The 23,751-nt window shown below is 50.2% G+C and carries 23 protein-coding genes; 15 read left to right on the forward strand and 8 right to left on the reverse strand.

Going from position 1 to position 23,751, the window contains the following annotated elements:
* Positions 1–312 precede the first annotated feature (312 nt).
* From P1U47_RS02090 to P1U47_RS02105, 4 genes are all read left to right on the forward strand, one after another.
* The gene (locus P1U47_RS02090; protein WP_301026879.1) at positions 313–1,146 is read left to right on the forward strand and encodes a helix-turn-helix transcriptional regulator; all 834 of its coding nucleotides are present in this window, start codon (positions 313–315) and stop codon (positions 1,144–1,146) included.
* Between the two features lie 122 nt (positions 1,147–1,268).
* On the forward strand, positions 1,269–3,074 hold the full coding sequence (locus P1U47_RS02095) for an acyl-CoA dehydrogenase (RefSeq protein ID WP_301026880.1): 1,806 nt from the start codon (positions 1,269–1,271) through the stop codon (positions 3,072–3,074).
* A gap of 30 nt (positions 3,075–3,104) precedes the next feature.
* Positions 3,105–3,566: a MaoC family dehydratase gene (locus tag P1U47_RS02100; protein ID WP_301026881.1), complete on the forward strand. Its 462-nt coding sequence runs from the start codon at positions 3,105–3,107 to the stop codon at positions 3,564–3,566.
* A gap of 10 nt (positions 3,567–3,576) precedes the next feature.
* Positions 3,577–4,494 (forward strand): SDR family NAD(P)-dependent oxidoreductase, encoded by a 918-nt coding sequence (locus P1U47_RS02105; protein ID WP_301026882.1) that lies wholly within the window; start codon positions 3,577–3,579, stop codon positions 4,492–4,494.
* A 316-nt stretch (positions 4,495–4,810) separates the two neighbouring features.
* Here the strand turns inward: P1U47_RS02105 and P1U47_RS02110 are convergent, their stop codons facing one another.
* Genes P1U47_RS02110 through P1U47_RS02120 form a run of 3 tightly spaced genes read right to left on the reverse strand, consistent with a single transcriptional unit; the run spans position 4,811 to position 8,009 of the window.
* Entirely contained in the window at positions 4,811–5,587 is a 777-nt protein-coding gene (locus P1U47_RS02110) for an SDR family oxidoreductase (protein WP_301026883.1), read from the reverse strand.
* A gap of 13 nt (positions 5,588–5,600) precedes the next feature.
* On the reverse strand, positions 5,601–6,788 hold the full coding sequence (locus P1U47_RS02115; protein ID WP_301026885.1) for a DUF1214 domain-containing protein: 1,188 nt from the start codon (positions 6,786–6,788) through the stop codon (positions 5,601–5,603).
* Between the two features lie 27 nt (positions 6,789–6,815).
* The gene (locus P1U47_RS02120; RefSeq protein WP_301026887.1) at positions 6,816–8,009 is read right to left on the reverse strand and encodes a sulfotransferase; all 1,194 of its coding nucleotides are present in this window, start codon (positions 8,007–8,009) and stop codon (positions 6,816–6,818) included.
* 184 nt (positions 8,010–8,193) lie between these two features.
* Between P1U47_RS02120 and P1U47_RS02125 the strand changes: the two genes are divergently transcribed.
* Positions 8,194–9,120 (forward strand): AraC family transcriptional regulator, encoded by a 927-nt coding sequence (locus P1U47_RS02125; RefSeq protein ID WP_301026888.1) that lies wholly within the window; start codon positions 8,194–8,196, stop codon positions 9,118–9,120.
* Between the two features lie 103 nt (positions 9,121–9,223).
* On the opposite strand, the gene P1U47_RS02130 is transcribed toward P1U47_RS02125, so the two are convergent.
* On the reverse strand, positions 9,224–10,192 hold the full coding sequence (locus P1U47_RS02130) for an IS30 family transposase (protein WP_301026889.1): 969 nt from the start codon (positions 10,190–10,192) through the stop codon (positions 9,224–9,226).
* 245 nt (positions 10,193–10,437) lie between these two features.
* Between P1U47_RS02130 and P1U47_RS02135 the strand changes: the two genes are divergently transcribed.
* Together P1U47_RS02135 and P1U47_RS02140 are read left to right on the forward strand one after the other, a co-directional pair.
* A complete protein-coding gene (locus tag P1U47_RS02135; RefSeq protein WP_301026890.1) occupies positions 10,438–10,839 on the forward strand; it encodes a nuclear transport factor 2 family protein in 402 nt (133 codons plus the stop codon).
* Between the two features lie 6 nt (positions 10,840–10,845).
* Entirely contained in the window at positions 10,846–12,159 is a 1,314-nt protein-coding gene (locus P1U47_RS02140; protein ID WP_301026891.1) for an NADH:flavin oxidoreductase/NADH oxidase family protein, read from the forward strand.
* A 204-nt stretch (positions 12,160–12,363) separates the two neighbouring features.
* Here the strand turns inward: P1U47_RS02140 and P1U47_RS02145 are convergent, their stop codons facing one another.
* Genes P1U47_RS02145 through P1U47_RS02155 form a run of 3 tightly spaced genes read right to left on the reverse strand, consistent with a single transcriptional unit; the run spans position 12,364 to position 14,360 of the window.
* On the reverse strand, positions 12,364–12,666 hold the full coding sequence (locus tag P1U47_RS02145) for an MGMT family protein (RefSeq protein ID WP_301026892.1): 303 nt from the start codon (positions 12,664–12,666) through the stop codon (positions 12,364–12,366).
* Positions 12,663–13,313 carry a carbonic anhydrase gene (locus tag P1U47_RS02150; protein WP_301026893.1) on the reverse strand — a complete coding sequence of 217 codons (651 nt, stop codon included), beginning with the start codon at positions 13,311–13,313 and terminating at the stop codon, positions 12,663–12,665. The genes P1U47_RS02145 and P1U47_RS02150 overlap by 4 nt, the downstream gene beginning before the upstream one ends.
* A gap of 27 nt (positions 13,314–13,340) precedes the next feature.
* Positions 13,341–14,360, reverse strand: a complete 1,020-nt coding sequence (locus P1U47_RS02155) for a phospholipase A (RefSeq protein ID WP_301026894.1) — start codon at positions 14,358–14,360, stop codon at positions 13,341–13,343.
* Between the two features lie 161 nt (positions 14,361–14,521).
* On the opposite strand from P1U47_RS02155, the gene P1U47_RS02160 reads away from it, so the two are divergent.
* The 3 genes from P1U47_RS02160 (at position 14,522) to groL (ending at position 17,237) form a co-directional block, all read left to right on the forward strand.
* Complete coding sequence (locus P1U47_RS02160) at positions 14,522–15,019, forward strand: FxsA family protein (protein ID WP_301026895.1); 498 nt, start codon at positions 14,522–14,524, stop codon at positions 15,017–15,019.
* A gap of 222 nt (positions 15,020–15,241) precedes the next feature.
* A complete protein-coding gene (locus tag P1U47_RS02165) occupies positions 15,242–15,532 on the forward strand; it encodes a co-chaperone GroES (protein ID WP_301026897.1) in 291 nt (96 codons plus the stop codon).
* Positions 15,533–15,587: 55 nt separating this feature from the next.
* A complete protein-coding gene (gene groL / locus P1U47_RS02170; protein ID WP_301026899.1) occupies positions 15,588–17,237 on the forward strand; it encodes a chaperonin GroEL in 1,650 nt (549 codons plus the stop codon).
* 98 nt (positions 17,238–17,335) lie between these two features.
* Here the strand turns inward: groL and P1U47_RS02175 are convergent, their stop codons facing one another.
* Positions 17,336–18,058, reverse strand: a complete 723-nt coding sequence (locus P1U47_RS02175) for a DapH/DapD/GlmU-related protein (RefSeq protein WP_301026900.1) — start codon at positions 18,056–18,058, stop codon at positions 17,336–17,338.
* A gap of 255 nt (positions 18,059–18,313) precedes the next feature.
* Here P1U47_RS02175 and P1U47_RS02180 point away from each other — a divergent pair, with 255 nt between their 5' ends.
* The 5 genes from P1U47_RS02180 to P1U47_RS02200 all read left to right on the forward strand — a co-directional run bounded on the left by P1U47_RS02180 (position 18,314) and on the right by P1U47_RS02200 (position 23,743).
* Positions 18,314–20,662 (forward strand): thrombospondin type 3 repeat-containing protein, encoded by a 2,349-nt coding sequence (locus P1U47_RS02180; protein WP_301026901.1) that lies wholly within the window; start codon positions 18,314–18,316, stop codon positions 20,660–20,662.
* Positions 20,663–20,884: 222 nt separating this feature from the next.
* Positions 20,885–21,583 (forward strand): class I SAM-dependent methyltransferase, encoded by a 699-nt coding sequence (locus P1U47_RS02185; RefSeq protein ID WP_301026902.1) that lies wholly within the window; start codon positions 20,885–20,887, stop codon positions 21,581–21,583.
* 51 nt (positions 21,584–21,634) lie between these two features.
* A complete protein-coding gene (locus tag P1U47_RS02190; RefSeq protein ID WP_301026903.1) occupies positions 21,635–22,534 on the forward strand; it encodes a D-hexose-6-phosphate mutarotase in 900 nt (299 codons plus the stop codon).
* A 203-nt stretch (positions 22,535–22,737) separates the two neighbouring features.
* Positions 22,738–23,283, forward strand: a complete 546-nt coding sequence (locus tag P1U47_RS02195) for a hypothetical protein (RefSeq protein WP_301026904.1) — start codon at positions 22,738–22,740, stop codon at positions 23,281–23,283.
* A gap of 67 nt (positions 23,284–23,350) precedes the next feature.
* Positions 23,351–23,743: a CoA-binding protein gene (locus P1U47_RS02200; RefSeq protein WP_301026905.1), complete on the forward strand. Its 393-nt coding sequence runs from the start codon at positions 23,351–23,353 to the stop codon at positions 23,741–23,743.
* Positions 23,744–23,751: the final 8 nt, after the last annotated feature.

Genomic DNA, 23,751 nt, shown 5'->3' on the forward strand with positions numbered 1-23,751 from the left:
AGTAATCCTTGAGCATCCATAACTGGTGTCCACTTAGTATTAGGTGGACACCAAGACTACTATCTTTAAATAGGATGGGAAGGTGGGTTTGCCGGACGGTTACGAACCGCAGTCCGCCCTAAGCCTTTTTAAAACCCGCAGCACGCCTAACAGCGCCACGCTAGACGGGAGACGGTGAACGCAAAAGATAAAGTCTACGTGTTCGCTCTGGCGTCAAGCGTCTCCCCCTGCAAAGCATCAATCAAGGTAGTCTGCTATCATCCGAGACCATACTAAAACTCCGCATACCAATTGATGCAAAGTTAAACCCCTATGCCAGACTCACTAGAAGAATTCGCGTTTGCTCGGTTTTTGAGGTTTTGGCGAGCTGTACATGGACTCAGCCAAGAGGAGCTCGCTTTTCGTCTGCAGTGTTCCCCGCGCCATATTAGCCGCTTAGAAAATGGCAGCAGTCGTCCTAGCGAGGCAATTATTAGCGAAATCGCGCTTGCGTTGAATTTAGGTAAGCGGGACTTAAATCATCTACGGATTTCGGCGGGCTATGCGGCTTCGGAAGAGATAATAGATTTTAATGCGCCGGAGCTAAAATGGTTGCGTAAGGCAATGATTTTAACCTTGCGTGCTCTTGATCCATATCCGACTTCTTTAATGGACACGTCAGCTAATATATTGATGGTCAATCGTGGCTGGCTGGGGTTTTACAGTAAATTATTGTCGAGTGACGAACTGCAAAAAACAGGTAATTTCTATGATTATCTGTTCAGCCGCGGGGTCAGCGGGGGGGTAAGTAATCTCGAAAACACCTTGTCTGTGATACTAATGAGCTTACAACAGGTGGCCTTATTCAATAATAAAGACTCCGATCGCGCGACCTTAGCAAGATTGAGCGCGGCGCCAAGCGTTCCTGCTGACTGGCGTCAGCGGGCGGCGGGATTAGAGCCGATGGCGAGTTATCGGGTGCAGGTTAATCTCGATGACGATTTAGCAACTTTCTTTAGTGTAAGTACGACTGTCGGCGCACTCGGTCCGACGGCATATGCCTCTGAACCTCGACTTACCATCTGCACCCTTTACCCTGAAGACGACGCCCTAGACTTGTCGGGTCTAGTCGATGACAAAAAAAAACACCCCTTGTTGTTTTATTGAGCTGTGCAGGTTCTTTCTTAAGCTTTATTTCTGGAAACAGGACATCGAATGTCGTGGTGATGCCGAGCCAGCGGTATGACAATGCTTCTTTATAAAAAAAATTACTCAGCTGAGGTTAGATAATGTCTGCGCCTATTTTATGCGATAGAGACTTGGAGTTTATGCTCTTTGAGTTATTCGATTCAGAAAGCCTTACACGCCGATCGCGTTACGTCGAGCATAGTCGGGAAACCTTTCTAGCATCTATTGCAACCGCTAAAACGGTTGCGGAGCGTTATTTCTTACCAATCCGTCAAAAAATGGACCTTCATCAGCCGACTTTTGATGGTAGAAAGGTGGCGATGATACCTGAAATAAAAGTCGCTTTAGACGCAACATTGGCTGCAGGCTTGGGTTCGACTACTGCTGATTTTGAATTAGGCGGCATGCAGTTACCGCCGATAGTGGCCTCGGTTGCCAGTGCTTATTTGTCAGCTACTGGCAGTACTGCCATGGGTTACTTGATGTTGACCTCTGCCAATGCCAGCTTAATTTCCGCATACGGTACCCCCGAGCAAATTAAAACTTGGGTAGAACCTATGCGGATCGGGCGCTTCGCTGGGACCATGGCAATGACTGAGCCCAGCGCGGGCTCAGGTTTAGCCGACCTTACCAGCAGCGCGGTAAAGGCGGATGACGGCACCTATCGTATTACAGGCAACAAAATTTATATATCGGGCGGTGATCACGATCTTAGCGAGAATATTGTGCATTTGGTTTTAGCGCGGATAAAGGGCGCGCCCAAAGGCACCAAGGGAATCTCGCTGTTTATTGTGCCTAAGTTTTTACTTAACGAAGATGGCTCCATTGGTGAGCGCAATGATGTGGCATTAGCCGGCTTATTCCACAAAATGGGTGGTCGTGGCCACACCTCCTGTGCGCTTAATTTTGGCGAGCAGGGTGGTGCTGTGGGCTATTTGGTCGGCGAGGAACATCGTGGCCTCAGCTATATGTTTCATATGATGAATGAAGCCCGCATTATGGTCGGCACTGGCGCAGCAACCACCGCACTCACTGGCTACCAGTACTCGCTGCACTACGCTAAAGAGCGCCCGCAAGGCCGATTACCCTCGTGTAAAGACCCGCTCTCGGCACCGGTAAACATTATTGAACATGCAGATGTGCGGCGGATGTTGCTGGCCCAAAAAGCGTATTCTGAAGGGGCCATGGCGCTGTGTTTGCTAGGCTCACAGCTGGTTGATGACAGTCACACCGCCGAAACTGAGGCCGCTCGCGCTCGGGCTAAAACCTTGCTAGATATTCTCATACCGGTTATTAAAAGCTGGCCGTCGGAATACGGACCAAAGTCCAATGATCTTGCTATTCAGGTACTGGGCGGAGCGGGTTATACAAACGATCATCCGGTGGAGATGTTTTATCGGGACAATCGCTTAAACCCAATTCACGAGGGCACCACCGGTATTCAGTCACTGGATTTACTCGCGCGTAAAGTACCAATGAATAATATGGTGGGCTACCAGCTATTGTTAGAAGAGTTTCAAAGCGGTATCGATGCGGCTCATTCGCGAGCGGAGTTGGCTGACCTCGCCGAGCAACTGAGTGAGGCAGTAGGAATATTGAAGACGACGACAAACTCGTTATTAGCGGCGATGATGACCGAGAATATCGACATGGCGCTGTCAAACTCGGTTAAGTATCTTGAACTGTTCGGCAACGTAGTTATTGCATGGCTGTGGCTGAAACAAGGTGTTGTCGCGACCGATGCTCTCGCTAAAAAGCCGCATGAAAGCGATGAGAATTTTTACCGTGGCAAGCTACAAGCTGCTCGATACTTCTATAGCTTTGAGCTACCACAAATCCAAGTATGGTCAAAAATTCTGACGGATTTGGATCGCAGTGCCTATGATATGCAGGCAGCATGGTTTTAACATCTAATACTAATAAGAGAGGGTATTGCCTTGGTTACTTTTGTTAATAAAGAAAATGTTGCTGAAAAAATCGGGTTTGAGCCGGAGCCAACTTCGTGGTTTACCGTTGACCAAGAAACCATTAATAAATTTGCAGATTGCACTTTAGATCGCCAGTTTATTCACGTAGATCCCAATAAAGCCAAGGCTACGCCGTTTGGTACTACGATTGCACACGGCTTTTTGAGTTTGTCGATGCTCTCCCATTTTGCCGAACAATACAGTGTATTGATTAATGGCTACTATATGGGTGTGAATTATGGCTTCGATAAAGTGCGCTTTATCTCGCCGGTAAAAGTGAATAGCCGTATACGCGCGGTGCCGAAAATTCTAGATATAAGTACCAGTAAGCCAGGTCAGTACCTGTTTAAGACTCAGGTTACCATTGAAATAGAAAACGAAGATAAACCCGCCTGTGTGGCTGAATGGCTAACCGTGCAAATGATTGCTTAAGGAGAATGTAATGACAATTCGATTTGATGGCCAAGTGGCTATAGTTACTGGCGCGGGCAATGGTTTGGGCCGCAGCCACGCACTGGCTTTGGCTGCTCGCGGCGCAAAAGTGGTCGTTAATGATTTGGGCGGCGCACGCGATGGCAGTGGTGCCTCCTCTGCTGCGGCCGCTGAAGTGGTTGAATTAATAAAACAAGGCGGTGGTGATGCGATTGCTCACGGTGCCAATGTTGCCAATTTCGCAGAAGTTGAAGACATGGTCGGGCAAGCCATGGCCAAGTGGGGGCGAGTTGATATTCTCATTAATAATGCAGGAATATTACGGGATAAATCTTTCGCTAAAATGAGCTTGGATGATTTCAAATTAGTCATGGACGTTCATCTGATGGGGTCGGTGAATTGCTGCAAAGCGGTGTGGGACATTATGCGCGAGCAAAACTACGGGCGTATCGTGATGACCACATCGTCGAGCGGTATGTACGGTAACTTTGGTCAGAGTAATTACGGCGCGGCAAAAATGGCTGTTTTAGGCTTAATGAACACTCTAGTTTTGGAAGGCGCCAAGAACAATATTAGGGTGAATGCGCTGGCACCAACTGCTGGCACACGTATGACCGAAGACATTATGCCGGAAGAGTTTATGGGTTTGTTGACACCAGAGGCGGTGACCGCAGGTGCTTTGTTACTTTGCCATAACGATGCCCCAACGCGGCAAATTCTGTGCGCGGGTGCGGGCGGTTATGCCAGCGCTAGGCTCGTTGAAACAGACGGAATTTTCTTGTCTGCGGAGGAGCAAACTCCAGAAAATATCGCAGCCCAGTGGCAGACCGTCAACGATATTAATACCCAGCAAGAACTCGCGTCGGGATTAAAACAGAGTGAGAAGTTTCTAAGTAAGGCCATGGCTAATCTTCAAACTAAGGCGTAATGCATTTGATGGGTTGGAATTATTCGCAGGCATTTTCTAAATACTAGTCGCTAATTCAAGTGATTGGCAGTAAGGCGTATCCGCTTGTTACAGTCGCTTCGCGAGCGGCGACCATTGCGGCCTTGTGACGTGCAACCGACCCCAAGGGTATAACTACAGCTATGGGGAAAGCCCAATTTTTTCTTGGCGATGGCGTAATATTTTTCGTCAGCTTGGGCAGGGTGTCGTGCAAATGACTGTTCGGCGACAGTAAGCATTCAAGCAAATTGAGTGCTTACTGTGCCTAGAGTAGCAGTTGACGATTAAGAGTATTTCTTTACGCCAAAGAAATAGAATGCCCCGCGTCCACAGTTAATATTGAGCCGTTCATATGGCAGGAGGCGTCACTGGCGAGCAGTAGCAAGGGCCCGTCTAACTCCTCGACATTACCTAGGCGTTTTAAGGGATGCATTTGAATGAGCGCCCGACCTTCGTCAGAATCAAACAGCGTTGACGACATTTCGGTTTTAAAATAGCCAGGCGCAAGCGCATTGACGCGAATATTTTTGCCAAATAGGTCGCGGGCCATCGCCTTGGTCAATTGATTTACTGCCGCCTTAAGCGCGCAGTAGGCGGGCATGCCGGGCATCACTCGGTCGCCGGTAATTGAGGTGATGTTGACGATGGCCCCTGTTTCATTGGCTGCTAGTAATGCACTGGCAAAACGTCGGCACAGGCGCATGGTGCCAGATAGGTTTACGTTGATCAGGCTGTCCCAGCTTTCGTCTTGCACATCTGGAAACAGACCAAAATCCGCCTGCGCGGCGCAGTGCACCAAAACATTGGCGCGTCCGTAAATTTCTTCTATTTGCGCAAATATCTCCGCTATGGATTTTACGCTGCTAATGTCGCCGGCTATTGCTATAGCATCGCCGCCGTCGGCACGAATCGCGTCAGCCACACTCTCTAAGCGCGTGGCGTCACGGGCCACACAGACTGTTTTAGCACCGGCCCTCGCGAGGGTGTGGGCAAATTGGCGGCCGATGCCGGTGCCCGCGCCGGTCACCACCGCGATTTTAGACTTCATCGAAAATAGCGTTTCTATGTTTTGCATTTCCGACCCCTGCTTAATCGCGACCGAGACGTGGGAAAGACCACGCGCGTTTTTGCAATAGCACTTGGCGCTGCTCTCCCGAAACCCGCGGTGTTGATGTGGGTAATAAGTCCACCACCTCGTGCAGTTTCACGCGTTTCATACGCGTTGGTAGAATGGCATCGGCTTCGTAGTAACGCACGGTAACCAACCCTTTCTGGTGTCCGCCGGCATCCAACCAATTGCCAATGCTGGGGTCGTCGTGAGCAATTACCGCGCGAAATATACCGTCGTCATCTACCCATGCTTGATGGTCGTTCAATGAGGTTTGGCGTAAATGGTAGTCTCGTGCCTCCCAAAATTGACTGCCAATCTGAATATTCCAAAATTTGGTTTTCGGCAATTCTATTTCTAGGAGCACTGCTTCATCGGGACCGCAGTGGTATACCGCTTTGCCGTAACGCAAAGAGGCGAAGCCGTAGTCAATGCCGTCGAAAGACAGCTCGTTATCTTTGCCGTTGTAGTAGCTGCCCACGGTTTTGCGAAATCCCGCAGGCATTTCTTTCAAAAGGTCGCAGTACAATTCTAAGTTGCGACGAATATCGTCCTCTTGCAGCGGTGGCGGCGGCAGGGGCTTGTCTTTGGTGATGATTGTTAAACGCGCGGGCTGCTCAGTATCCCAATCGCTAAAGTACTGCCGAAACACCAAATTACAGGGGCCATCAGGAAGCTTTAACCAGTTAGTGGCATTGGCGGGGCGCTCCTTACTGACATGGATCTCCACTTGATTGTTTGGGCCTACTTCGAGGTCTTGTAAGCGATGAAAGAGTTTCCAGTCCCCAAGGTGGGCGATGTGGTCTTCTCTCACTTCTAAATCAATAACTTTTGCCGTGCCGCGATCACCAACTATGCGGTAACTGTTATCACCGTGGGCCGGCGCCCAAGTGTAATGGCAGTCGGCTGACGGCAAACCCCACTGCACCTTGGTGCCCAGCAGCTGCATAAAATGGGGATAGTCGGGGTTGATGTTTTCTAGGGTAATGGGCTGACCACCGGAAATTAGGCGGGTTAATTGCCTAACGCCTTCGGCGCGGCTTAAATCATCGTCTATGCTTGGGTCGTCCCAAACGAGGGACTCCATCTCGGCCATTACCTTGACCACTTGCCGCCAAATATTTGGGTTTGCGAAGCTTAAATCTTTGAAAGAGGTTCTGTCGGTCATTTTGTAATCCTTCTTTACTATGTGAATTTAGTGAGTGATAAACGCCGAAAACTGGCGTTGATATTCTGCGAATCGGGTGTTGATCATGTCAGGGCTTACACCGTAGTCGGCGCAGGAATAGCTGTAGGTGCCAAACTGGTGCTGTGGTCGCTCGGCCTCAAAGGCGTGGATAGCTGCCAGCGAATCCTGATTAAATTCAATGTCGGCGGCGGCAAATATTTGCTGCACCAGCTCAGGCGCCTTAGAGAGCACATCTTCGTAGCGCACATCCATAATTCTGCCGGGCGGAAGCTGGCTGCGAATTTTTAAATAGCGGTCCATTGAGCAACCGAAATAATCGAGTAACTCGGGGCCGATGACTTGGCTGTCTACCGAGTCGCTGTGGATGCGGCGCATTTCCTCCATTAAGCCCGACATTGACGGAATAATACTGGTGACATCGCGGTGGCAGTTCACTAGTACCGCATCAGGAAAAACGCTCAGCAGAGTGTCGAGCAGCCCTGTATGGCAGGGCGATTTTAATACCCAGGGGCGGCCTCGACGGCCACCATCCTGCCACTGGAGATACTGCATTTGTTCAAAGAGAAACTGATAGCTAGGCCGCTGATCAATGCTCATAGCAAATTTATAGAACGACGGCATGCGGGCAAACATCCAGGTAACCACGCATTGAAATGAACCCTGCATTAGCAGCACTTCTTCGTCGGCTTGAAGCGCTTCGGTGGGGTGGCGGGCCATAAACCCAGGGAAATTGTGTGCAAACATTTCTACTACTTCTTGGGCGGCCGCGATGCGCTCTTTTGGATTACCCGCTTGCTCACTAGGGAAGGGCGCGGGGTTCATCATTTTCCAATAAATCATGCCCTGAGTTTGCGGAGCCGCCGACAAAACTCTCTGCAATTTGGTGGTACCCGTACGGGGCAGGCCAAGCACCACAATGGGCTTTTCGATTTTCTCTTGTAGAATTTCGGGATGGGCGTGCACATCTCGCACATAACGCAGGCGGTTTATTAGCGAGTTTAGCAAGCCGCCAAAGGCCAACTCCTCGCCCAGTGGCGATAATTTCGCTTCCTTGTTAAAGCCACTCACCAGTATTTCTAGGCCTTCTAAAAACTGGGTGTCACCAAAATCCGAGAGCCCAGTGGCCTGCTCGGCGGTGGCCATTAAATCGGCAACCGTTTTGGGTGTTGTCGAGCTTGGTAACTGAGATGTTTGCGTCATTGGTCCTCCAGAGAGTATTCTTTTTATGGTTTAGGAGCTGAGTGCGATTTATAGCAACAAGCGGTGGCAAACAATATCGAAATAATACGTTGCCACAATGATGAAATCGTCCGTGTGGGCGTCGTGATCAGCTAGGTAAAATCACAATAATATCAATAGCAAAGAGTCCATCGAGGACGGCGAAATGAATGCAATACCGGTTTGCAGTAACTCGGCATTTGAGGTGTATACCAATGCCTGCCGCACCAGCCCCATGCTGGAACACCGAGATAAACCCAGTACGGGTATCAGCCTTTATCGCTGGGATCTAAAGCCCATCAAAGAGGTGCGGATTCCCCGCAATGGTGAGGTTACGGTGGCAGTTCACCTAGGGGGTGATAGCCGAGTGCGGGTCTTTACCGAAAATGGCATTAGCGAACAGTATTCTCGGCCTGGTGACATCACCCTTGTACCGAGTGGGCAGCCGATAAAATATTTAATTGATGGCTCGGTAGATTTTGCGACTATTCATTTTCCCGCCAGCGCGGCCAATATTTTTGGCAAAAATTTTGGCGACGATCTTTTAAAGCTGCGGCATTGCCTGTTTGCGGTGCGGGACGATTATGTGATCGCGAGTGTAAAATCACTGTTTAATCTGGTGAATTCACCGTCGCTACTCAGCAAGCGTAGTGCACGCTCGGCGTTGGAGTCCTTGTCGTGGCATTTATTGCGGCGGGTTTCTGAAGAAGCATTTGAGCCGGTTTTATTGCCTGATCAGAGCTCTGGCATGCCAAGCCGAAACGAGGCAAGGCGGTTCTCGATGGTTGTTGCTGAAATTCAGCTCCGCCTCGATCAGCAATTAAAAATAGGTGATTTGGCCGATGTTGCCGGCATGGGGCGAACTGCATTTTGCGAGCAATTTACCAAGTATTTTGGAAAATCACCCCATCGCTATATCGTCGAACAGCGAATCAGTAAAGCTAAACAGTTGTTAAGGGAATCCAGTTTTAATATCACAGACATCGCGTATGAACTCGGCTTTAGCAGCGCCTCGCATTTTTCGGCGAGTTTTAAATCGACAACCGGCATGACGCCAAGGGAGTTTCAGCTCAATCAAAAGCTAGGGGCTTAATCGCAATTTTATAACTGGGTGTTCAGGCCGTGTTGACTGCGCTTAGCTATTGCTTGCTAAGTATTCATAAAAACGCGGTTTCAAATTCGAAGTGCATCAAGGTTTAAGCTGCAATCGCAGCCCGGTAATCACCCATTAATTGACCTGGTGTTTTAAAACCTAAATCTTTTCTTGGGCGGGTATTTAGTCGGTTCACAGCTCTATCTACCTCTGCCTTAGACACCAACTTCAAATTTGTGCTTTTTGGAAAATACTGCCGTAGTAGCCCATTCGTATTTTCATTTAATCCGCGCTCCCACGAACTGTACGGATGTGCAAAATAAATATCCGTTGAGAGCGCCTTACTGATCTCAGCATGATAAGCAAATTCTTTCCCGTTGTCCGCCGTAATACTGTGAACCACATCTTTAAATGGCTTTAACAAACTGATCGTGGCTTTTGTGACAGCCGCAGCACTTTTGTTATCAACTTGCGCAGACAAGGTGAATTTGGTGACCCTCTCCACTATGGTGACCAGCGCACCTCTATGGCCTTTCCCTATCATTGTGTCTATTTCCCAGTCACCAATTCGAGATTTGTTGTCCACAGCCTCAGGGCGGTCATCAATGCTTACACGGTTCTTAATATGTCCTCGTGTGGATTTGCCATTACGGCGCTTGTCGTATTTCTTGCCTTGACGTCGCAAGTACGTATACAAATCTCCGTTAGATCGCTTATCCGACCAAACATGTAGATAGATCGTCTCATGGCTAATCAGAAGCTCTAGATCATCAAGTAGCCACCCCGATATTTGCTCCGGACTCCATTCCTGCCGAAGCTTGGACTCAATCAGTGCGATCATAGTCAACGTCATTTTAGAGCGCCTAGCTGCCGCCTTGCGACGTAAGGACGACTTAGCCTGAGCTTGTTTGTGCCGGTAGCCTCGGCCACCTGTATTACGAGCTAACTCTCTACTGATTGTTGACTGACTTGTGCCGACGTTCTTAGCTATCTCTCTTTGTGAACAACCTGTTTTATTTAGGACTGATATCTGGCATCGTTGCTCATAAGTTAGCTGCTGGTAATAACTCATTGTGATTTCATCTCTTGCCGGAGAAAAAAATGATGAGCTTACCTTCAGCTGACCCTTTCTTCTACTGCATCAGATGATGCACTTCAGATTTGAAACCACGAAATAATAAATGATCGTCGCGGACGAATTTGATGTGGCCGCGAATAATTCTGATGGTGCCGTTATTTTCATAGTGATAAATATACTTGGCAGCGCTGCTGATGTGGCAAGTGCCTATGTCGATAATTCACTAAGAGAAAATAATAATGTCTACCGAAAAAAATAAGTTACTTGTCGCAGAATTTCTGGCCTGTTTTAAAACGAAGGAAGTGGATAAAGCGCTAGCGATGATGAGCGAGGACGCCACTTGGTGGATTGGTGGCAAGCCAGATTTATTTCCGATGTGCGGCCTAAAGACCAAGGAGGAGATGGCTAAAATTTTATATGACTTGGTGTTGAGTAGCGAAGACGGCTTGGCCATTACACCTAAATCCATGCTCGCCGAAGGAAATAAAGTGGCGTGTGAGGCGGAGTCTTACGCTGTACTTGGCAATGGCCGCGTATATAACAACGAGTACCATTTTTTACTTGAGGTGCGCGACGGCAAAATTTTCGCAGTTAAGGAATACCTCGACACCATGCATACCGCCGATGTTTTGAAAGGGTAAAAGGCCATGGTTGATGAAGGTTTTGTTTTGAATCAAGCGCTTCGCCTGCCTTGTGGGGTCGTTTTAAAAAACCGTATGGTGAAAGCCGCGATGAGTGAAGGTTTGGCCGATGCGAATAATTGCGTGTCGGACGCCCATCTTAATTTATATAAGCGCTGGGCGACAAATGATTACGGCTTGATGATATCCGGTAATGTACAAATCGATCGCCGGTTTTTGGAGCGGCCAGGCAATATCGCCATTGATGGCAATGGCGGTTTTCAAGGTTTAAAGCAGTTGGCGGCGCTGGGCACTCAAAATCAAGCACATTTCTGGATGCAGATTAACCATCCTGGACGCCAGACACCCGCGGGCATCCATGCTGAGCCGCTGGCGCCGTCTGCGATCCCCCTGCCACTGAAGGCCGCTGACTGCGGCGATGCAAGGGCAATGACAAAGGCCGATATAGCGGATGTTATTAAACGCTTTGTGCATGTTGCCGAAATAGCCAGAGAAACGGGGTTTAGCGGTGTTCAGATACACGCAGCACATGGCTATTTGCTGTCTAATTTTTTAAGTCCCTTGGCCAATAAGCGCGACGACGAGTATGGCGGATCCTTGGCTAACCGTGCGCGATTACTACTTGAGGTTGTTGCGGCGATGAGAGCGGCATTAGGTGCGGCGTTTCCCATCTCTGTAAAACTCAATTCGGCAGACTTTCAGCGCGGTGGTTTTTGCGAAGAGGAATCCATGCAAGTTGTGCAATGGCTGTCTGCTGCCGGTATCGATTTACTTGAGATCTCCGGTGGCAGCTATGAGCAAATGTCGATGGTGGGTGTGGACTCGAGCGAGCCTAGCTCTGCAAGTAGTCAGAAATTGGCCAGCACCGTTGCTCGCGAGGCCTACTTTTTAACGTTTGCAGAGAAGGTTCGGCCACTGGTAAATATGCCGCTGATGATCACTGGCGGGTTTCGCGGTAAAAAAGGTATGAGCGATGCGCTGTTGTCTGGTGCATGCGAGTTGATTGGTGTTGGCCGGCCATTTTGTTACGCCCCAGATGACTGCGGCGCCATTCTGACATCTGCTACCACAGAGCGTTTTTCAGCAGCCCTGCCGTCAATAGAGCACGATTTGGCGATGGCCAGCGACGCCCTTGGTGATGGGGTGGATGAGCAAACCTTTAAAACGGCAGAGTCTTTTGGCCTGCTGGCGTGGTATTGCCTGCAGTTGATGCGGGTAGCCAAAGGCGAGGGTGCTGATATGGGGCTGGGCGTATACGATGCTTTACTCGAGTATAAAGCCAGTGAAGCGGCAGCGCTGGCTGCGTGGCGCAGACCATAGTTGAGGCTTTGCCTCAATTGAAGTGCTGCTTTCTATGAGCGGATATGTGTAGTCACTCTCCCGCCCTCAAAAGAAATGCCAGCCGAATACGGTGGATTACCGTCGTGAGCTTTCTCGGCAGATTTGGGCCGCTACTTGCCAAGTCATGGCTAGGAAGTTGGTGGGGTATGTTGGCAGTAACTCTGGAGTCAAGTCTCTGTGGCTCTAGGGCCAGCGGCGCTGGCGCCACAAAATTTTGCCTGAGGCGTCGGCGCTGCCCTCGCGAATCAGTTCGCGTAATTGTCTTTCGTAATTTGGGTTTGCAGGGGAGAAGCTGATTTTGCCTTGGCTGTTAATAACGCGAAACCAAGGAAGTTGGCTGTTAGGCGGGAGTTGGCTAAGGAGGCGCCCTACCCAGCGGGCGCGACCAGGAAGGCCGGCAAGTTTGGCTATGTCGCCGTAGCTACATAAGCGCCCAGCTGGAATGGCCAGCAGGGCGGCGTAGACTTGCTCGGCTAATTGGCTCATTCCAGCTCGAGGTTGCGGGTGCGCTCCCAGTAGTCTTCGTAGAAAAAGTCAACTTCGCCAGTTTCTAGCGAGTACTCGGCGCCCACCACCATAAGCTTGCCGTCGCTGATCAGCTTTTCAAGGGTGGGTGAGCCGCTGCTTAAGTGCTCAACCGAGGTGCGAACATTGGCGCGCACGGATTGTTCAATCAAGCCCTTGTGATCATGACGCAGCTCGGTTGCCAGTAGCGTTTCTACCGCTGGGCGGATGCGCTTTACAATAGAGTGCAGGTTCTGCGAGGGGATTTTGCTATTGCCGGTGAGCACGTCGACGGTGGCCGAAATTGCGCCGCAGTTAGAGTGCCCCAACACCACTACCAGCGGCGTGCCAAAGCTCAGCGCCGCGAATTCAACGCTGCCTATCCCAGAGGGCGCTACCACATTGCCCGCTACGCGGATGACGAAGAGATCACCTAGGCCTTGGTCAAAAACCAGTTCGGCAGGTACTCGGGCGTCGGAGCAACCGAGCACAATGGCAAATGGCGCCTGAATCTCAACTAGTTCAGGGCGTTTGTTGTGAATGATGGTGGCAAAGTCGCTATTCACGTTGGTTACAAAGCGTTTGTTGCCTTCTTTTAAACGTTGTAATGCTTCCTGAGCAGTAATCATTATAGAGGTTCCATTGGTCAGTTTGGTTTATAGCCAGTCGCTGATCAGTACACCGATACCGATGCTTTCGATGGCATTATTGTATTCAATCAGGCTCTCTCCGTAGCCATTAAAGTACTTCACATAGGCTTTCACCCGAGAGTTAATCGGGAAGCTCCAGCCTATTTCTACCGCGCCTTTGCTGTCGCTGCGCAGATTGTTGCGTAGCATGAGGCTCAGAGTGCGATTGTGCCACTGGTAAATGCCCATCCACTCAAAGTGCCCAAGGTATTTTTCAATATCTGGGTTGTCATCGTCTTTGGCGGACTCTTTTAAGCGATACCACGGCTTGAACGACATCGCAAAGCGATCGCGTTCAAATATCATATTCAACATCAGTCGGTTCCAGCTGCGCGACTGGGGTTCGCTGCGGCCATTTGACTGATGGTTGAATATTAACTGGTCGCCAACATAGTGAAAACCCAGCCATTCCCAGTCGTGGGTGATGGTGAACATTAGCTCCGGTTCGTGATTGGTCTCTCGAAACGGCGCCGAGGCTATGTCGTTATAGGCTTGCCAGTATGAGCGATTGGTGTAACCAATGCTCAGAAAGCCATTATCCTTAAAAATATTTTCCCATACCATGACTTTTATACTGAGTTGGAACTCCAATTCAATGTTGTCGGCTTGGCTATTGTCTAGGGAAGTAACGTTGCTGTAATGACTAATACTGTCTCGGTATGAGATTGGCATTACATAATTGCTGCGGTGCGGGGTGAGCACAAAGGGGTTGTCGACAGTAAAGCGCTCTAGTGCTTGCCGTTCGCGAACAATTCCGCTGACCCGGTGTGGTGTTAGATTTTGGGCTGGGTCGTTTGCAGTCTGGCTTTGCGGGTCTCGGTCGGTAGGCCACAGGGGAGCGTTGCACAGGCTGCGAAGCTCTCCCACGGTGGTTGATTCGGCCGCAGATTGCGCGGCAAGTTGCAGGCATTCTAGTTCTTGCTGTGTTTGGGCAAGGCTCGCAATAGGGATCAGAACAAGTGCTGCAATGATGGCAAGGTGCTTCATTAATATTCCCATAAGCAATTTTTAGTGCTACTGAATTGTAAAGCAAAGTCTATGATTTTGGGGGATTTTTGCGTTCAAACTGTGGGTGCCGGTAGCGGCTGGCTTGAATTTGCCTTGGTTCCCCCCCACATCTTAATAAAGCTCGTTAAAGTGAGAATGACATGCGTTTTTTGTTCGTTTTGTTTGTGGTGTTACCCATATTGGAAATGTGGCTGTTAATAGAGGTTGGCAGTCTCATTGGCAGTCTGCCTACTATTGCAATGGTGGTGTTTACGGCCGTGGTCGGTGCCGCGCTATTAAAACAGCAGGGCTTGGAGACGTTGACGCGTGCCCAGCAGCGCTTAAATACTGGCCAAGTGCCCGCTAAAGAGATTTTAGAAGGCTTGTTGCTGGCGGTGGGCGGTGCGCTCTTACTTACGCCTGGTTTTATTACCGACAGTCTCGGTTTTATCTGCCTAATTGCGCCTTTGCGACAGGGACTCATCGCTTTTTTACTAAAGCGCGGGGTAATGCAGGTACACGCCGCCAATTTTCAAGCATCGAGCTTTCAGGCCACAAGCTCGGGTTTTGCTAATACTTCTGGCGCGGACTCATCCACAGGCGAGACCGCAGGGCGCGATCCAGTCGTTATTGAAGGTGATTACAAAAAAGAAGAATAAATTTTTAGCGCTAACTCTTGAAAAGTGTTTGCGCAGCCCCATTTACAGGACAGCCCACGGTGACTTGGTGATGAATCGCCTGGTTTTCCCAGTTGAGATTCGTGTAGTTTCTCGATCCATATAAAAGGGGGGTCAGGTCAAAAGGCTCGCTAGCTTTTGGGCTGACACCGGTTTAACCGGTCAATTAATTCTAAATCATTGATTTAATGGAGATTGATAAAAATGAAAATTCGTCCGTTATACGATCGCGTTGTTGTTCGTCGTAAGGAAGAAGAAAAGACCAGTGCGGGCGGTATTGTTCTGCCAGGTTCTGCTAAAGAAAAGCCAAACCAAGGTGAAGTGATTGCGGTTGGCGAAGGTAAATTGCTGGAGAGCGGTGAATTGCGTCCGGTTGGCGTAAAAGCGGGCGATCTGGTTATTTTTGGCCAGTACTCCGGTAGCACCGTAAAACTCGACGGCGAAGAGCTGATCGTTTTGAGTGAATCAGAAATCTTTGGTGTGGTAGAAGCTTAATTCTGAAAAGTTTCTTTTGAATCAACGAATTAGATAATGAAAGGATTATAAGATCATGGCAAAAGACGTAGTATTTGGCAATGAAGCGCGTCAGCGCATGGTGGCTGGTGTCAATATCCTAGCTAACGCAGTAAAAGTTACTTTGGGCCCCAAAGGCCGCAACGTGGTACTAGAAAAGTCCTACGGCGCACCAACCATCACTAAAGATGGTGTATCGGTAGCGAAAGAGATTGAATTGGAAGATCGCCTAGAAAACATGGGCGCGCAAATGGTTAAAGAAGTCGCTTCACGCGCCTCTGACGATGCCGGTGACGGTACCACCACTGCGACTGTTCTGGCGCAAGCGATTGTGAACGAAGGTTTGAAATCAGTTGCTGCTGGCATGAACCCAATGGATATCAAGCGCGGTATCGATAAGGCTATTGCCGCTGCGGTTGAAGAAGTGAAAAAACTGTCTAGCCCCTGCGCAGACACTAAAGCGATTGCACAGGTTGGTACTATCTCTGCAAACAGCGATGCCAATATTGGTGACATCATTGCTGAAGCAATGGAAAAAGTCGGCAAAGAAGGCGTTATCACCGTTGAAGAAGGCCAAGGCCTTGAAAACGAGTTAGACGTTGTTGAAGGTATGCAGTTTGACCGCGGTTACCTGTCCCCTTACTTCGTTAACAACACAGAGAACATGAGTGTTGAACACGACAGCCCTTACATTTTATTGGCTGATAAGAAGATCTCTAATATCCGCGAAATGCTGCCTTTGCTTGAGCAAGTTGCTAAGTCTAGCCGCCCGCTGATTATTGTTGCAGAAGACGTTGAAGGCGAAGCCCTTGCAACATTGGTTGTTAATACTATGCGCGGTATCGTTAAAGTGGCTGCTTGTAAGGCACCTGGCTTCGGCGACCGTCGTAAAGCCATGTTGCAAGACCTCGCAGTTCTGACTGGCGGTACTGTGATTTCTGAAGAAGTAGGCTTGGATCTTGAGCAAGCAACCCTAGAGCACCTTGGTACTGCTAAGCGTGTCACCATGGACAAAGAAAACACTGTAATCGTTGATGGCGCTGGCGATGCTGCTGCAATTCAGTCTCGTGTTGCTGAAATCCGTACTCAGATCGAAAACACCAGTTCAGATTACGACCGTGAAAAACTGCAAGAGCGCGTAGCGAAATTGGCTGGCGGTGTTGCGGTTATCAAGGTTGGTGCCGCCACTGAAATGGAAATGAAAGAGAAGAAAGCGCGCGTTGAAGATGCACTGCATGCAACCCGTGCGGCAGTAGAAGAAGGCGTAGTTCCTGGCGGCGGTGTTGCTCTGGTTCGTGCTATTTGCAATATCGGCAGTATCGAAGGCGACAACGAAGATCAGACTGCAGGTATTAATGCTGCGCTGCGCGCACTGGAAGCACCTTTGCGTCAAATCGTGACCAACGCGGGTGACGAAGCTTCTGTCGTTCTGGACAAAGTTCGCAACGGCACCGGTAACTTCGGTTACAACGCAGGTACTGGCGAATACGGCGATATGATGGAAATGGGTATTCTTGATCCCGCCAAAGTGACACGTACTGCGCTGCAGGCTGCGGGTTCTGTTGCTGGCCTGATCATTACTACCGAGTGCATGATTGCCGACGCACCTAAAGCTGAGTCTGGCGCTGGCGGTATGCCAGACATGGGCGGCATGGGTGGTATGGGCGGCATGGGTGGCATGATGTAAGCAGGCCCCTGCGCTAAAACCTCACCTTGGTGGGGTTTTGTACCACATTCAAACCCCGGCCTAGGTCGGGGTTTGTTGTTTATAGAAGATCGTAATTATTAATCTTGGCGATTAGGCTTTAGTAATGCCCGTAGCCAATTGCGCCAGCTATTATTGGCCATGGTCATCTTGGCTAGCTCGTCTTGAATTTCGTAGTAGTGCTCAGAATTTTGAAACAATACCTCGCGTTTTAGCATCCGACGCTTAGGGTTGATGGCTTTTATCACCCGCGCGGGGTTGCCCGCCGCAACCACGTTGGCAGGTATGTCTTTGGTGACAATACTGCCGGCGCCAATCACGCTGTTCTCGCCAATACGCACGCCTTTGTTGACAATGACACGCTCGCCTAGCCAAACATTATTCTCTAATACCACCGGTCTTTCACTGCGAAACGGGCGGATGCGGTTGTAAATGCCATGCCAGTCGCTGTCGCTGATATAAACATTGGCGGCAAACATGCAATTGTCGCCAATACGGATCGACTTGGCTGCCGATATTCGCACCCCTGGCGATAGCAAGCAGTAGTCGCCAATGCGGATTTCGGTTTTGCCGAGTCGACTCGGCCAGGTGGTTAAACGAATCATATTGTCTGGTGAGGCGATAATGTGGGCGTGGCGGCCAATATGAATATTGTCGCCAAAGATCACCACGCTGCGCGGGTTTACCACATCTGGCAAATTGCCAAGGCTATCGAACTGGGGGGCAATATAGCGGCGAACATACCAGCGGTTTAGTGCTTTGCTAAGGCGATGGAGCGCATATGGGGTGCTGCTGCGACGCACAGGATGTTTCCTTTGATGGTTTGGCCAAATGACCGCAAGTGGGTCGCTCGTGTTACTGGGCGCGAATTATCGCAGCTCATATGAGTGCGTGCATCGCTATTTTCACTAACGAATATACTAAGTTATTATTGTGTGGTCAGTGAAAACATGGTTTAGTATGGCTCAATAAATAAATTCCGTGTAGTAGTTGGTCGCTATAAATCTTGGTTCGGTGGCTGGCGTACAAACACAAATAATAAATACTGGAATGATCCTATGGTTAATTATCGCGCACTTTGTCTATTCCTTGTGCTGCTAGCGCTGTCGGCCTGCGGTGGTAGTAGTTCAAGCTCTAATTCGTCTCGCAACTCGGATTCTGGCGGCGTTAACCAGTCTGTAGACGGCGATGGCGACGGAGTCGCTGACGAAACTGATAATTGCCCTCAGTTAGCCAATGCCAGTCAGGCTGATGCCGACAGCGATGGTATTGGCGATGCTTGCGATGACAGCGCTAATAGCAATGGCATTGCCGATGCAGACAATGATGGTATTAGTGATGAGCACGATAATTGTCCTGCGGCGAGCAATGCTAATCAGCAGGATCTTGATGCCGATTCCGTTGGTGATGTGTGTGACCTCGAAGACAGTCGCGATAGTGACGGCGACGGCGTTGCTAATGAAGAGGATCTTTGCGCGAACTCCATCGCGCAGGCGACGGTAAATAGCCAAGGTTGCTCCGCTACGCAAACCAACGCCTCGTGTGGCGACAGCTTTGCCGCGGTTACGGCTAATCGTCATTATCAAGTTATTCTGCCTTCGGCGAGCGGTGAAAACATCAGTTTTGAAGTGTTTGAACCGGCAAAATTGGATTGCGGCAAGCGTGCACTGGGTGCCCACCCCTTGGTGTTGCATAGCCATGGTTTTGGCGGCGCGCGGGTTAGCGATCCTGCTGCGAGTGATTACAGCGGCAATGCCCTGGACCTCCTAGTGGCTGCGGGCTATGCGGTGATTAGTATCGACCAGCGCGGTTTTGGCGACAGCAGCGGCACTGTGCGGGTGATGGACCCCGATGTAGAGGGTTTGGATTTATTGCAGATACTGGATTGGGCCGAAGCCAATTTGGATTATTTGGCGTGGCGCAATGAAGCAAATGGTGAGCTGGCGGCGCGGCCAGATCCGGCGGTGAGTGTTGCTGGCGGTGTTAATCTGCTCAGTGGTGCAGTGGGCTCAAGCTATGGTGGCGGTTACCAACTACTGATCCACGGCGTAGACGAGAAACAGCGTATGGACGCGATGGTGCCAGATATTACTTGGCACTATTTACCCTTTAGCCTAAACCCCGGCGACGTGGTGAAATCGGCGTGGAGTTTATTGCTAGTGGGCGGTGGCGAGGCGGGGAGCTATCAGCCTGGTTTTGAAAATCAAGAATCGCCGTTGGCGCGGGGGCTTGATCCCTTTGTGAAAGAAACCCTATTGCGCGGTATTGCTAGCAATGAATTTCCGCGCGATGCGCTGGCGTGGTTTGCCTACCACAGCCCCCAGTATTGGTGTGAGCAGAACGGGCAGGCCACTATGCCCTACAGTTTTTCAGCCAGCGAGATAAACAATAATATCAGCAGTGAATTTAACGAGGCGCCGGGCAGCAATAGCTACACTGGGCAGCCTGGGGTGGATATTTTGCTAACTCAAGGCATTCGCGACACGTTGTTTAATTTCAATGATGCTTGGTGGAATTTTCAGTGTTTAAGTGAGCGCGCAGCCGGCAGTGGCCATGAAGTGCGCCTGCTAACCCATGAAAGCGGTCATATTATTCCCAATTTTATTGGTGAAACTCCCGAGCCAGTTTACTTCCAAGCCTTGGCGGGCAAGTTTGCCTGCGGCGCTAGGACCCAGCGCAGTGCCACCATTGATTGGTTTAACGACAAATTGCGGGGGCAGGCTCCGGCCGCTGATCTCAGCGGTCCTAATGAGATTTGTGTTTCTCTGGCCGACGACGACGCAGTGAATATTCCGGTAGCGGAATTTAAAGCACGCCGATCTGCCAACGACGCGACGGTGCCGGCGTTTAGTGCGTTTAATAACTTGGCGCTTGCCAATGTCCCAAATGGGGTGGCCGCGCAGGCGGCTCACGTTTTGGGGCAGGATGTAAATATTGTGCCACTACTTAGCGTAAGTGACAGCAAAGGCTTAATTATTGCCGGTATCCCTCAGCTTGATATTACCGTCACTACCCCGCAAATACTTAACGATGCAGCGTGCGCGCTGGGCGGTGTGCCAACCATTCGCAGCGGCTGCGATAGCATTCTGTTTGTGGGTGTCGCGATCCGTAATGCTGGCGGTGAGTGGCGCTTGCTAGACGATCAAATCATGCCAGTACGTGGCCTTGGTAGCCATGCCGATATTGACTTGGTGGGGATTGCCGAGCGCTTGGCGATGGGTGACGAACTGGGCTTGTGGGTGAGCGGCTATCACCCACAATATTTAGAAGCATTTTCTCGTGATGCCACAATACCAGTGGTAAATATCGCGGCCAATGCGCGGCTGCCCCTGTTTGCAGTGGACGCAGCTGGCAAGCCTGATTTTAGCGCAGCTGCTACGGCTGCTATTACGGCGTCGGCCCCGTAACATTGCAGTTGGGCCCACAATTTGCGCTTTTCCCGCATCCGGTCACTGCTTGTGAGCGTTGCTGCGCTAAAATCTTTACCGCCTCGCCCAGATAAGAATTTGTGTCGAAGGCGCGCTCCTCTCTATACTTAAGCCCATTCTTTACTTGGGTCTTGTCGGTTATAGTCTGACAAGACCCTCGTGCTGGGGTCTTTTCTATTGCCAGGCTAATTAGGCCGTCGAGTGAGTGAGGGTGATTTGGAGCTGTCGTCAATTGTTCCGTGGGGGCGTTCGTACGCAGAGTATTGCCGTATGTTTGCCCTTAGCGAAAGGGATTTAGAGGGACATATTCTCGGCTGTGGTGATGGCCCCGCCAGCTTTAATGCCGAGCTTAGCCAAAACGGTGGCCGGATTATGTCGGTCGATCCCATTTATCAGTTCACCAAGGCCGAAATAAGCGGCCGAATTCAGCGCGTCTACCCTGGTATGATTGCCGAGCTTGCCCGCCACGCCGACAAATATTACTGGAGCAGCTTTAAAGACCCCGGCCACCTTGGCTCAGTGCGCATGTCGGCGATGAATCGGTTTTTAGACGATTTTGAGGCCGGCCTAGCGGCGGGGCGTTATGTTGAAACCAGCCTGCCTGAATTGCCCTTTTTTGATAATGAATTTGACCTTGGCCTGTGCTCTCACCTGCTATTTTTATACAGCGAGCAAATTGACGCCGCCCAGCATATTCAAGCTTTAACGGAAATGTGTCGCGTTGCCAAAGAAGTGCGAGTTTATCCACTACTCAGTCTCGATGGTCGTTTGTCGCAGCACCTTCCTGGGGTGATGCGCTATTTTAACGAGCGGGATTACCAGGCCGAGTTAAAGGCCGTGCCCTATCAATTTCAAAAAGGCGCTAGCGATATGCTTACCCTTCGGAAAATTATTTGCTAGATGTTCGATGTAAATAACTTAGTAATTAGAAACTTGCGGCTAGGATAAACAATGGTTTTAGATGCTCTCGAATTACCCAGTGCCAAGCTGAGTTTGCTGCCGGCCAGCGACGTGTTTGCTGGGGCGGGTGACCTGCCTCTGCTGGAATGCATTACCGCTAAATGTCGGGCGTTAATTGCCTTGCAAGGTGCGCAGGTCTTGTCTTTTTGTCCGCAGGGCGAAGATGATCTGTTGTGGTTGAGTCCGCTGGAATCCTTTGTGGCGGGCAAGGCTATTCGCGGGGGTATTCCGCTGTGTTTACCTTGGTTTGGGGTGAATCGCCGCGAACCCGAATTACCCAAACACGGCTTTGCGCGTGACCAGTCGTGGGTCTTGGAGAATGTGGCCGAGGCCGATGACGGTAATTTGGTGTTAAATTTTAGCTTCCAGCCCAGCGCGGCAAATTTGGCGCTGTTCCCGTGGCTATTTTCAGCGCATCTTGAAGTGAGCTTGGGGGAGTCCCTGCAACTGACCCTAAAACTGAATAACGAGGGTGTAGAAACAATGCCGCTGAGCTTTGCAATGCACAGTTATTTTGCGGTGGCGGCATTGGATAAGTTGGCGCTCAAGGGCGTGTCTGGCGCGGACTATCTTGATAATTGCCGCCAGCTGCAGCGCTTTCGGCAGGATGAAACGCTGCAGTTTAATACCGAAATAGATCGGGTATACGAAGGTTTGGGCGGTGAGCAGCAGCTTTGTGATACCGCGCGAACAATTACCGTGACCGGCAGTGGCTGCGATACGGTGGTGGTGTGGAATCCAGGCGCGGCGCTCGCGCAGAAAATGGCCGACGTTGGCGAGTATTTCTCGGAATACCTCTGTGTGGAGCGGGGTATGGCTTTTGCGGATGAGTTGCAGCTCGCCCCTGGTCAGCAGCATGTTGCGATAATGACGGTGGCGAAGGCATGTTGATGCTATGCTTTAAGCAGAGTGTTTTGGGTGGTTTGTTTTAGCCAGAGACCAAAATTCCGGCCCGTTAAAGGCTTCTAATTCACATAAAAATAATTCTGTTCAGTTTCAGTTAATCTCAGCTAGGTATTATTGCGTACACGATTTGAAGAGTACTGCATTTACATTGGTATCTGCGGTGAGTGGTAAATTACGAGGGGAAAATTATGCGTTTACTTTTAGTTATGACTGCTGTGTTGTCGGTAGTGCTAGTAGGCTGTAGCAGCAGTGGAACAGTGTATAAACCGGCGGATGAGCGCGGCGCCTACGGCTATACGGAAACGGAATTAGGCAGTGATCGCTACCGTGTAACCTTTACCGGTAACAGCCGGACTGATAAAGAAACCGTAAACGATTACGCCATGTTGCGTGCCGCGGAACTGACCCTGCAAAATGGCTATAATTGGTTCCACTTGGTTAATCGCGATACCGAAGGTAAAACCCGCACCACTGGTGGTATTTCAGCCATTAATGACTTTGGTGGTCACACTGCAGTTTATCAGCGCTGTGGTTTAGTGAGCTGCGACACCGTAGTAACGCAAACGCCTTCACGGTTGAGCGGTGGCGTGTCAACGTCAACTACCCGCACCAACTACCAAGCCTCGCTGGAAATTAAAATGGGTAAAAACCCTATGCCAGATGACGCGGAGGCCTATAATGCCCAAGAATTAGCGTCTACTTTACGTCGCTGGATTGGTCAAAAGTCGAAGTAAGCATATCGCTTCTTTTTGCTCCAACCGGGTGCTAGTCACCCGGTTTTTTTTGTGAGGTCACAAGGTGTTGGCAGAGCGCAGTAATCATCAGTCTGAACAGGAAGTAGTGGTGGTCTTGGGGGCGAGTCCAAAACCTGAGCGCTATTCGTTTAAGGCAGTGAAATTGTTGGCGGAATACGGACATCGAGTGTTGCCGGTGAACCCCTATCACCGCGAAGTGGCGGGGATTACCTGCGTAGCGGGGCTTGATCAGCTCAATGAAAAAGTCGATACCGTTAGCGTGTACGTACGCGCCAATTTACTGGTAAATGACCTCGCTAAACTGATTGCGCTGGCGCCGCGGCGGGTTATTTTTAACCCTGGTACCGAGTCAGATGAAATGATGGCGGCCTTGGCTGAGGCTGGGATTGCTTGCGAAGAGGCTTGCACCTTGGTTTTATTGCGCACTGGCCAGTTTTGAAGCGATAA

It is taken from the genome of Zhongshania sp., from assembly GCF_029212375.1.
Classification (GTDB): Bacteria; Pseudomonadota; Gammaproteobacteria; order Pseudomonadales; family Spongiibacteraceae; genus Spongiibacter.

What these genes read in the sequence shown, in the direction of transcription:
- P1U47_RS02090 (WP_301026879.1), top strand. Translation starts at nt 313, where the DNA reads ATGCCAGACTCACTAGAAGAATTCGCGTTTGCTCGGTTTTTGAGGTTT.
- P1U47_RS02095 (WP_301026880.1), top strand. Translation starts at nt 1,269, where the DNA reads ATGTCTGCGCCTATTTTATGCGATAGAGACTTGGAGTTTATGCTCTTT.
- P1U47_RS02105 (WP_301026882.1), top strand. Translation starts at nt 3,577, where the DNA reads ATGACAATTCGATTTGATGGCCAAGTGGCTATAGTTACTGGCGCGGGC.
- P1U47_RS02110 (WP_301026883.1), bottom strand. Translation starts at nt 5,587, where the DNA reads ATGCAAAACATAGAAACGCTATTTTCGATGAAGTCTAAAATCGCGGTG.
- P1U47_RS02115 (WP_301026885.1), bottom strand. Translation starts at nt 6,788, where the DNA reads ATGACCGACAGAACCTCTTTCAAAGATTTAAGCTTCGCAAACCCAAAT.
- P1U47_RS02120 (WP_301026887.1), bottom strand. Translation starts at nt 8,009, where the DNA reads ATGACGCAAACATCTCAGTTACCAAGCTCGACAACACCCAAAACGGTT.
- P1U47_RS02125 (WP_301026888.1), top strand. Translation starts at nt 8,194, where the DNA reads ATGAATGCAATACCGGTTTGCAGTAACTCGGCATTTGAGGTGTATACC.
- P1U47_RS02130 (WP_301026889.1), bottom strand. Translation starts at nt 10,192, where the DNA reads ATGAGTTATTACCAGCAGCTAACTTATGAGCAACGATGCCAGATATCA.
- P1U47_RS02135 (WP_301026890.1), top strand. Translation starts at nt 10,438, where the DNA reads ATGTCTACCGAAAAAAATAAGTTACTTGTCGCAGAATTTCTGGCCTGT.
- P1U47_RS02140 (WP_301026891.1), top strand. Translation starts at nt 10,846, where the DNA reads ATGGTTGATGAAGGTTTTGTTTTGAATCAAGCGCTTCGCCTGCCTTGT.
- P1U47_RS02145 (WP_301026892.1), bottom strand. Translation starts at nt 12,666, where the DNA reads ATGAGCCAATTAGCCGAGCAAGTCTACGCCGCCCTGCTGGCCATTCCA.
- P1U47_RS02150 (WP_301026893.1), bottom strand. Translation starts at nt 13,313, where the DNA reads ATGATTACTGCTCAGGAAGCATTACAACGTTTAAAAGAAGGCAACAAA.
- P1U47_RS02155 (WP_301026894.1), bottom strand. Translation starts at nt 14,360, where the DNA reads ATGAAGCACCTTGCCATCATTGCAGCACTTGTTCTGATCCCTATTGCG.
- P1U47_RS02160 (WP_301026895.1), top strand. Translation starts at nt 14,522, where the DNA reads ATGCGTTTTTTGTTCGTTTTGTTTGTGGTGTTACCCATATTGGAAATG.
- P1U47_RS02165 (WP_301026897.1), top strand. Translation starts at nt 15,242, where the DNA reads ATGAAAATTCGTCCGTTATACGATCGCGTTGTTGTTCGTCGTAAGGAA.
- groL (WP_301026899.1), top strand. Translation starts at nt 15,588, where the DNA reads ATGGCAAAAGACGTAGTATTTGGCAATGAAGCGCGTCAGCGCATGGTG.
- P1U47_RS02180 (WP_301026901.1), top strand. Translation starts at nt 18,314, where the DNA reads ATGGTTAATTATCGCGCACTTTGTCTATTCCTTGTGCTGCTAGCGCTG.
- P1U47_RS02190 (WP_301026903.1), top strand. Translation starts at nt 21,635, where the DNA reads ATGGTTTTAGATGCTCTCGAATTACCCAGTGCCAAGCTGAGTTTGCTG.
- P1U47_RS02195 (WP_301026904.1), top strand. Translation starts at nt 22,738, where the DNA reads ATGCGTTTACTTTTAGTTATGACTGCTGTGTTGTCGGTAGTGCTAGTA.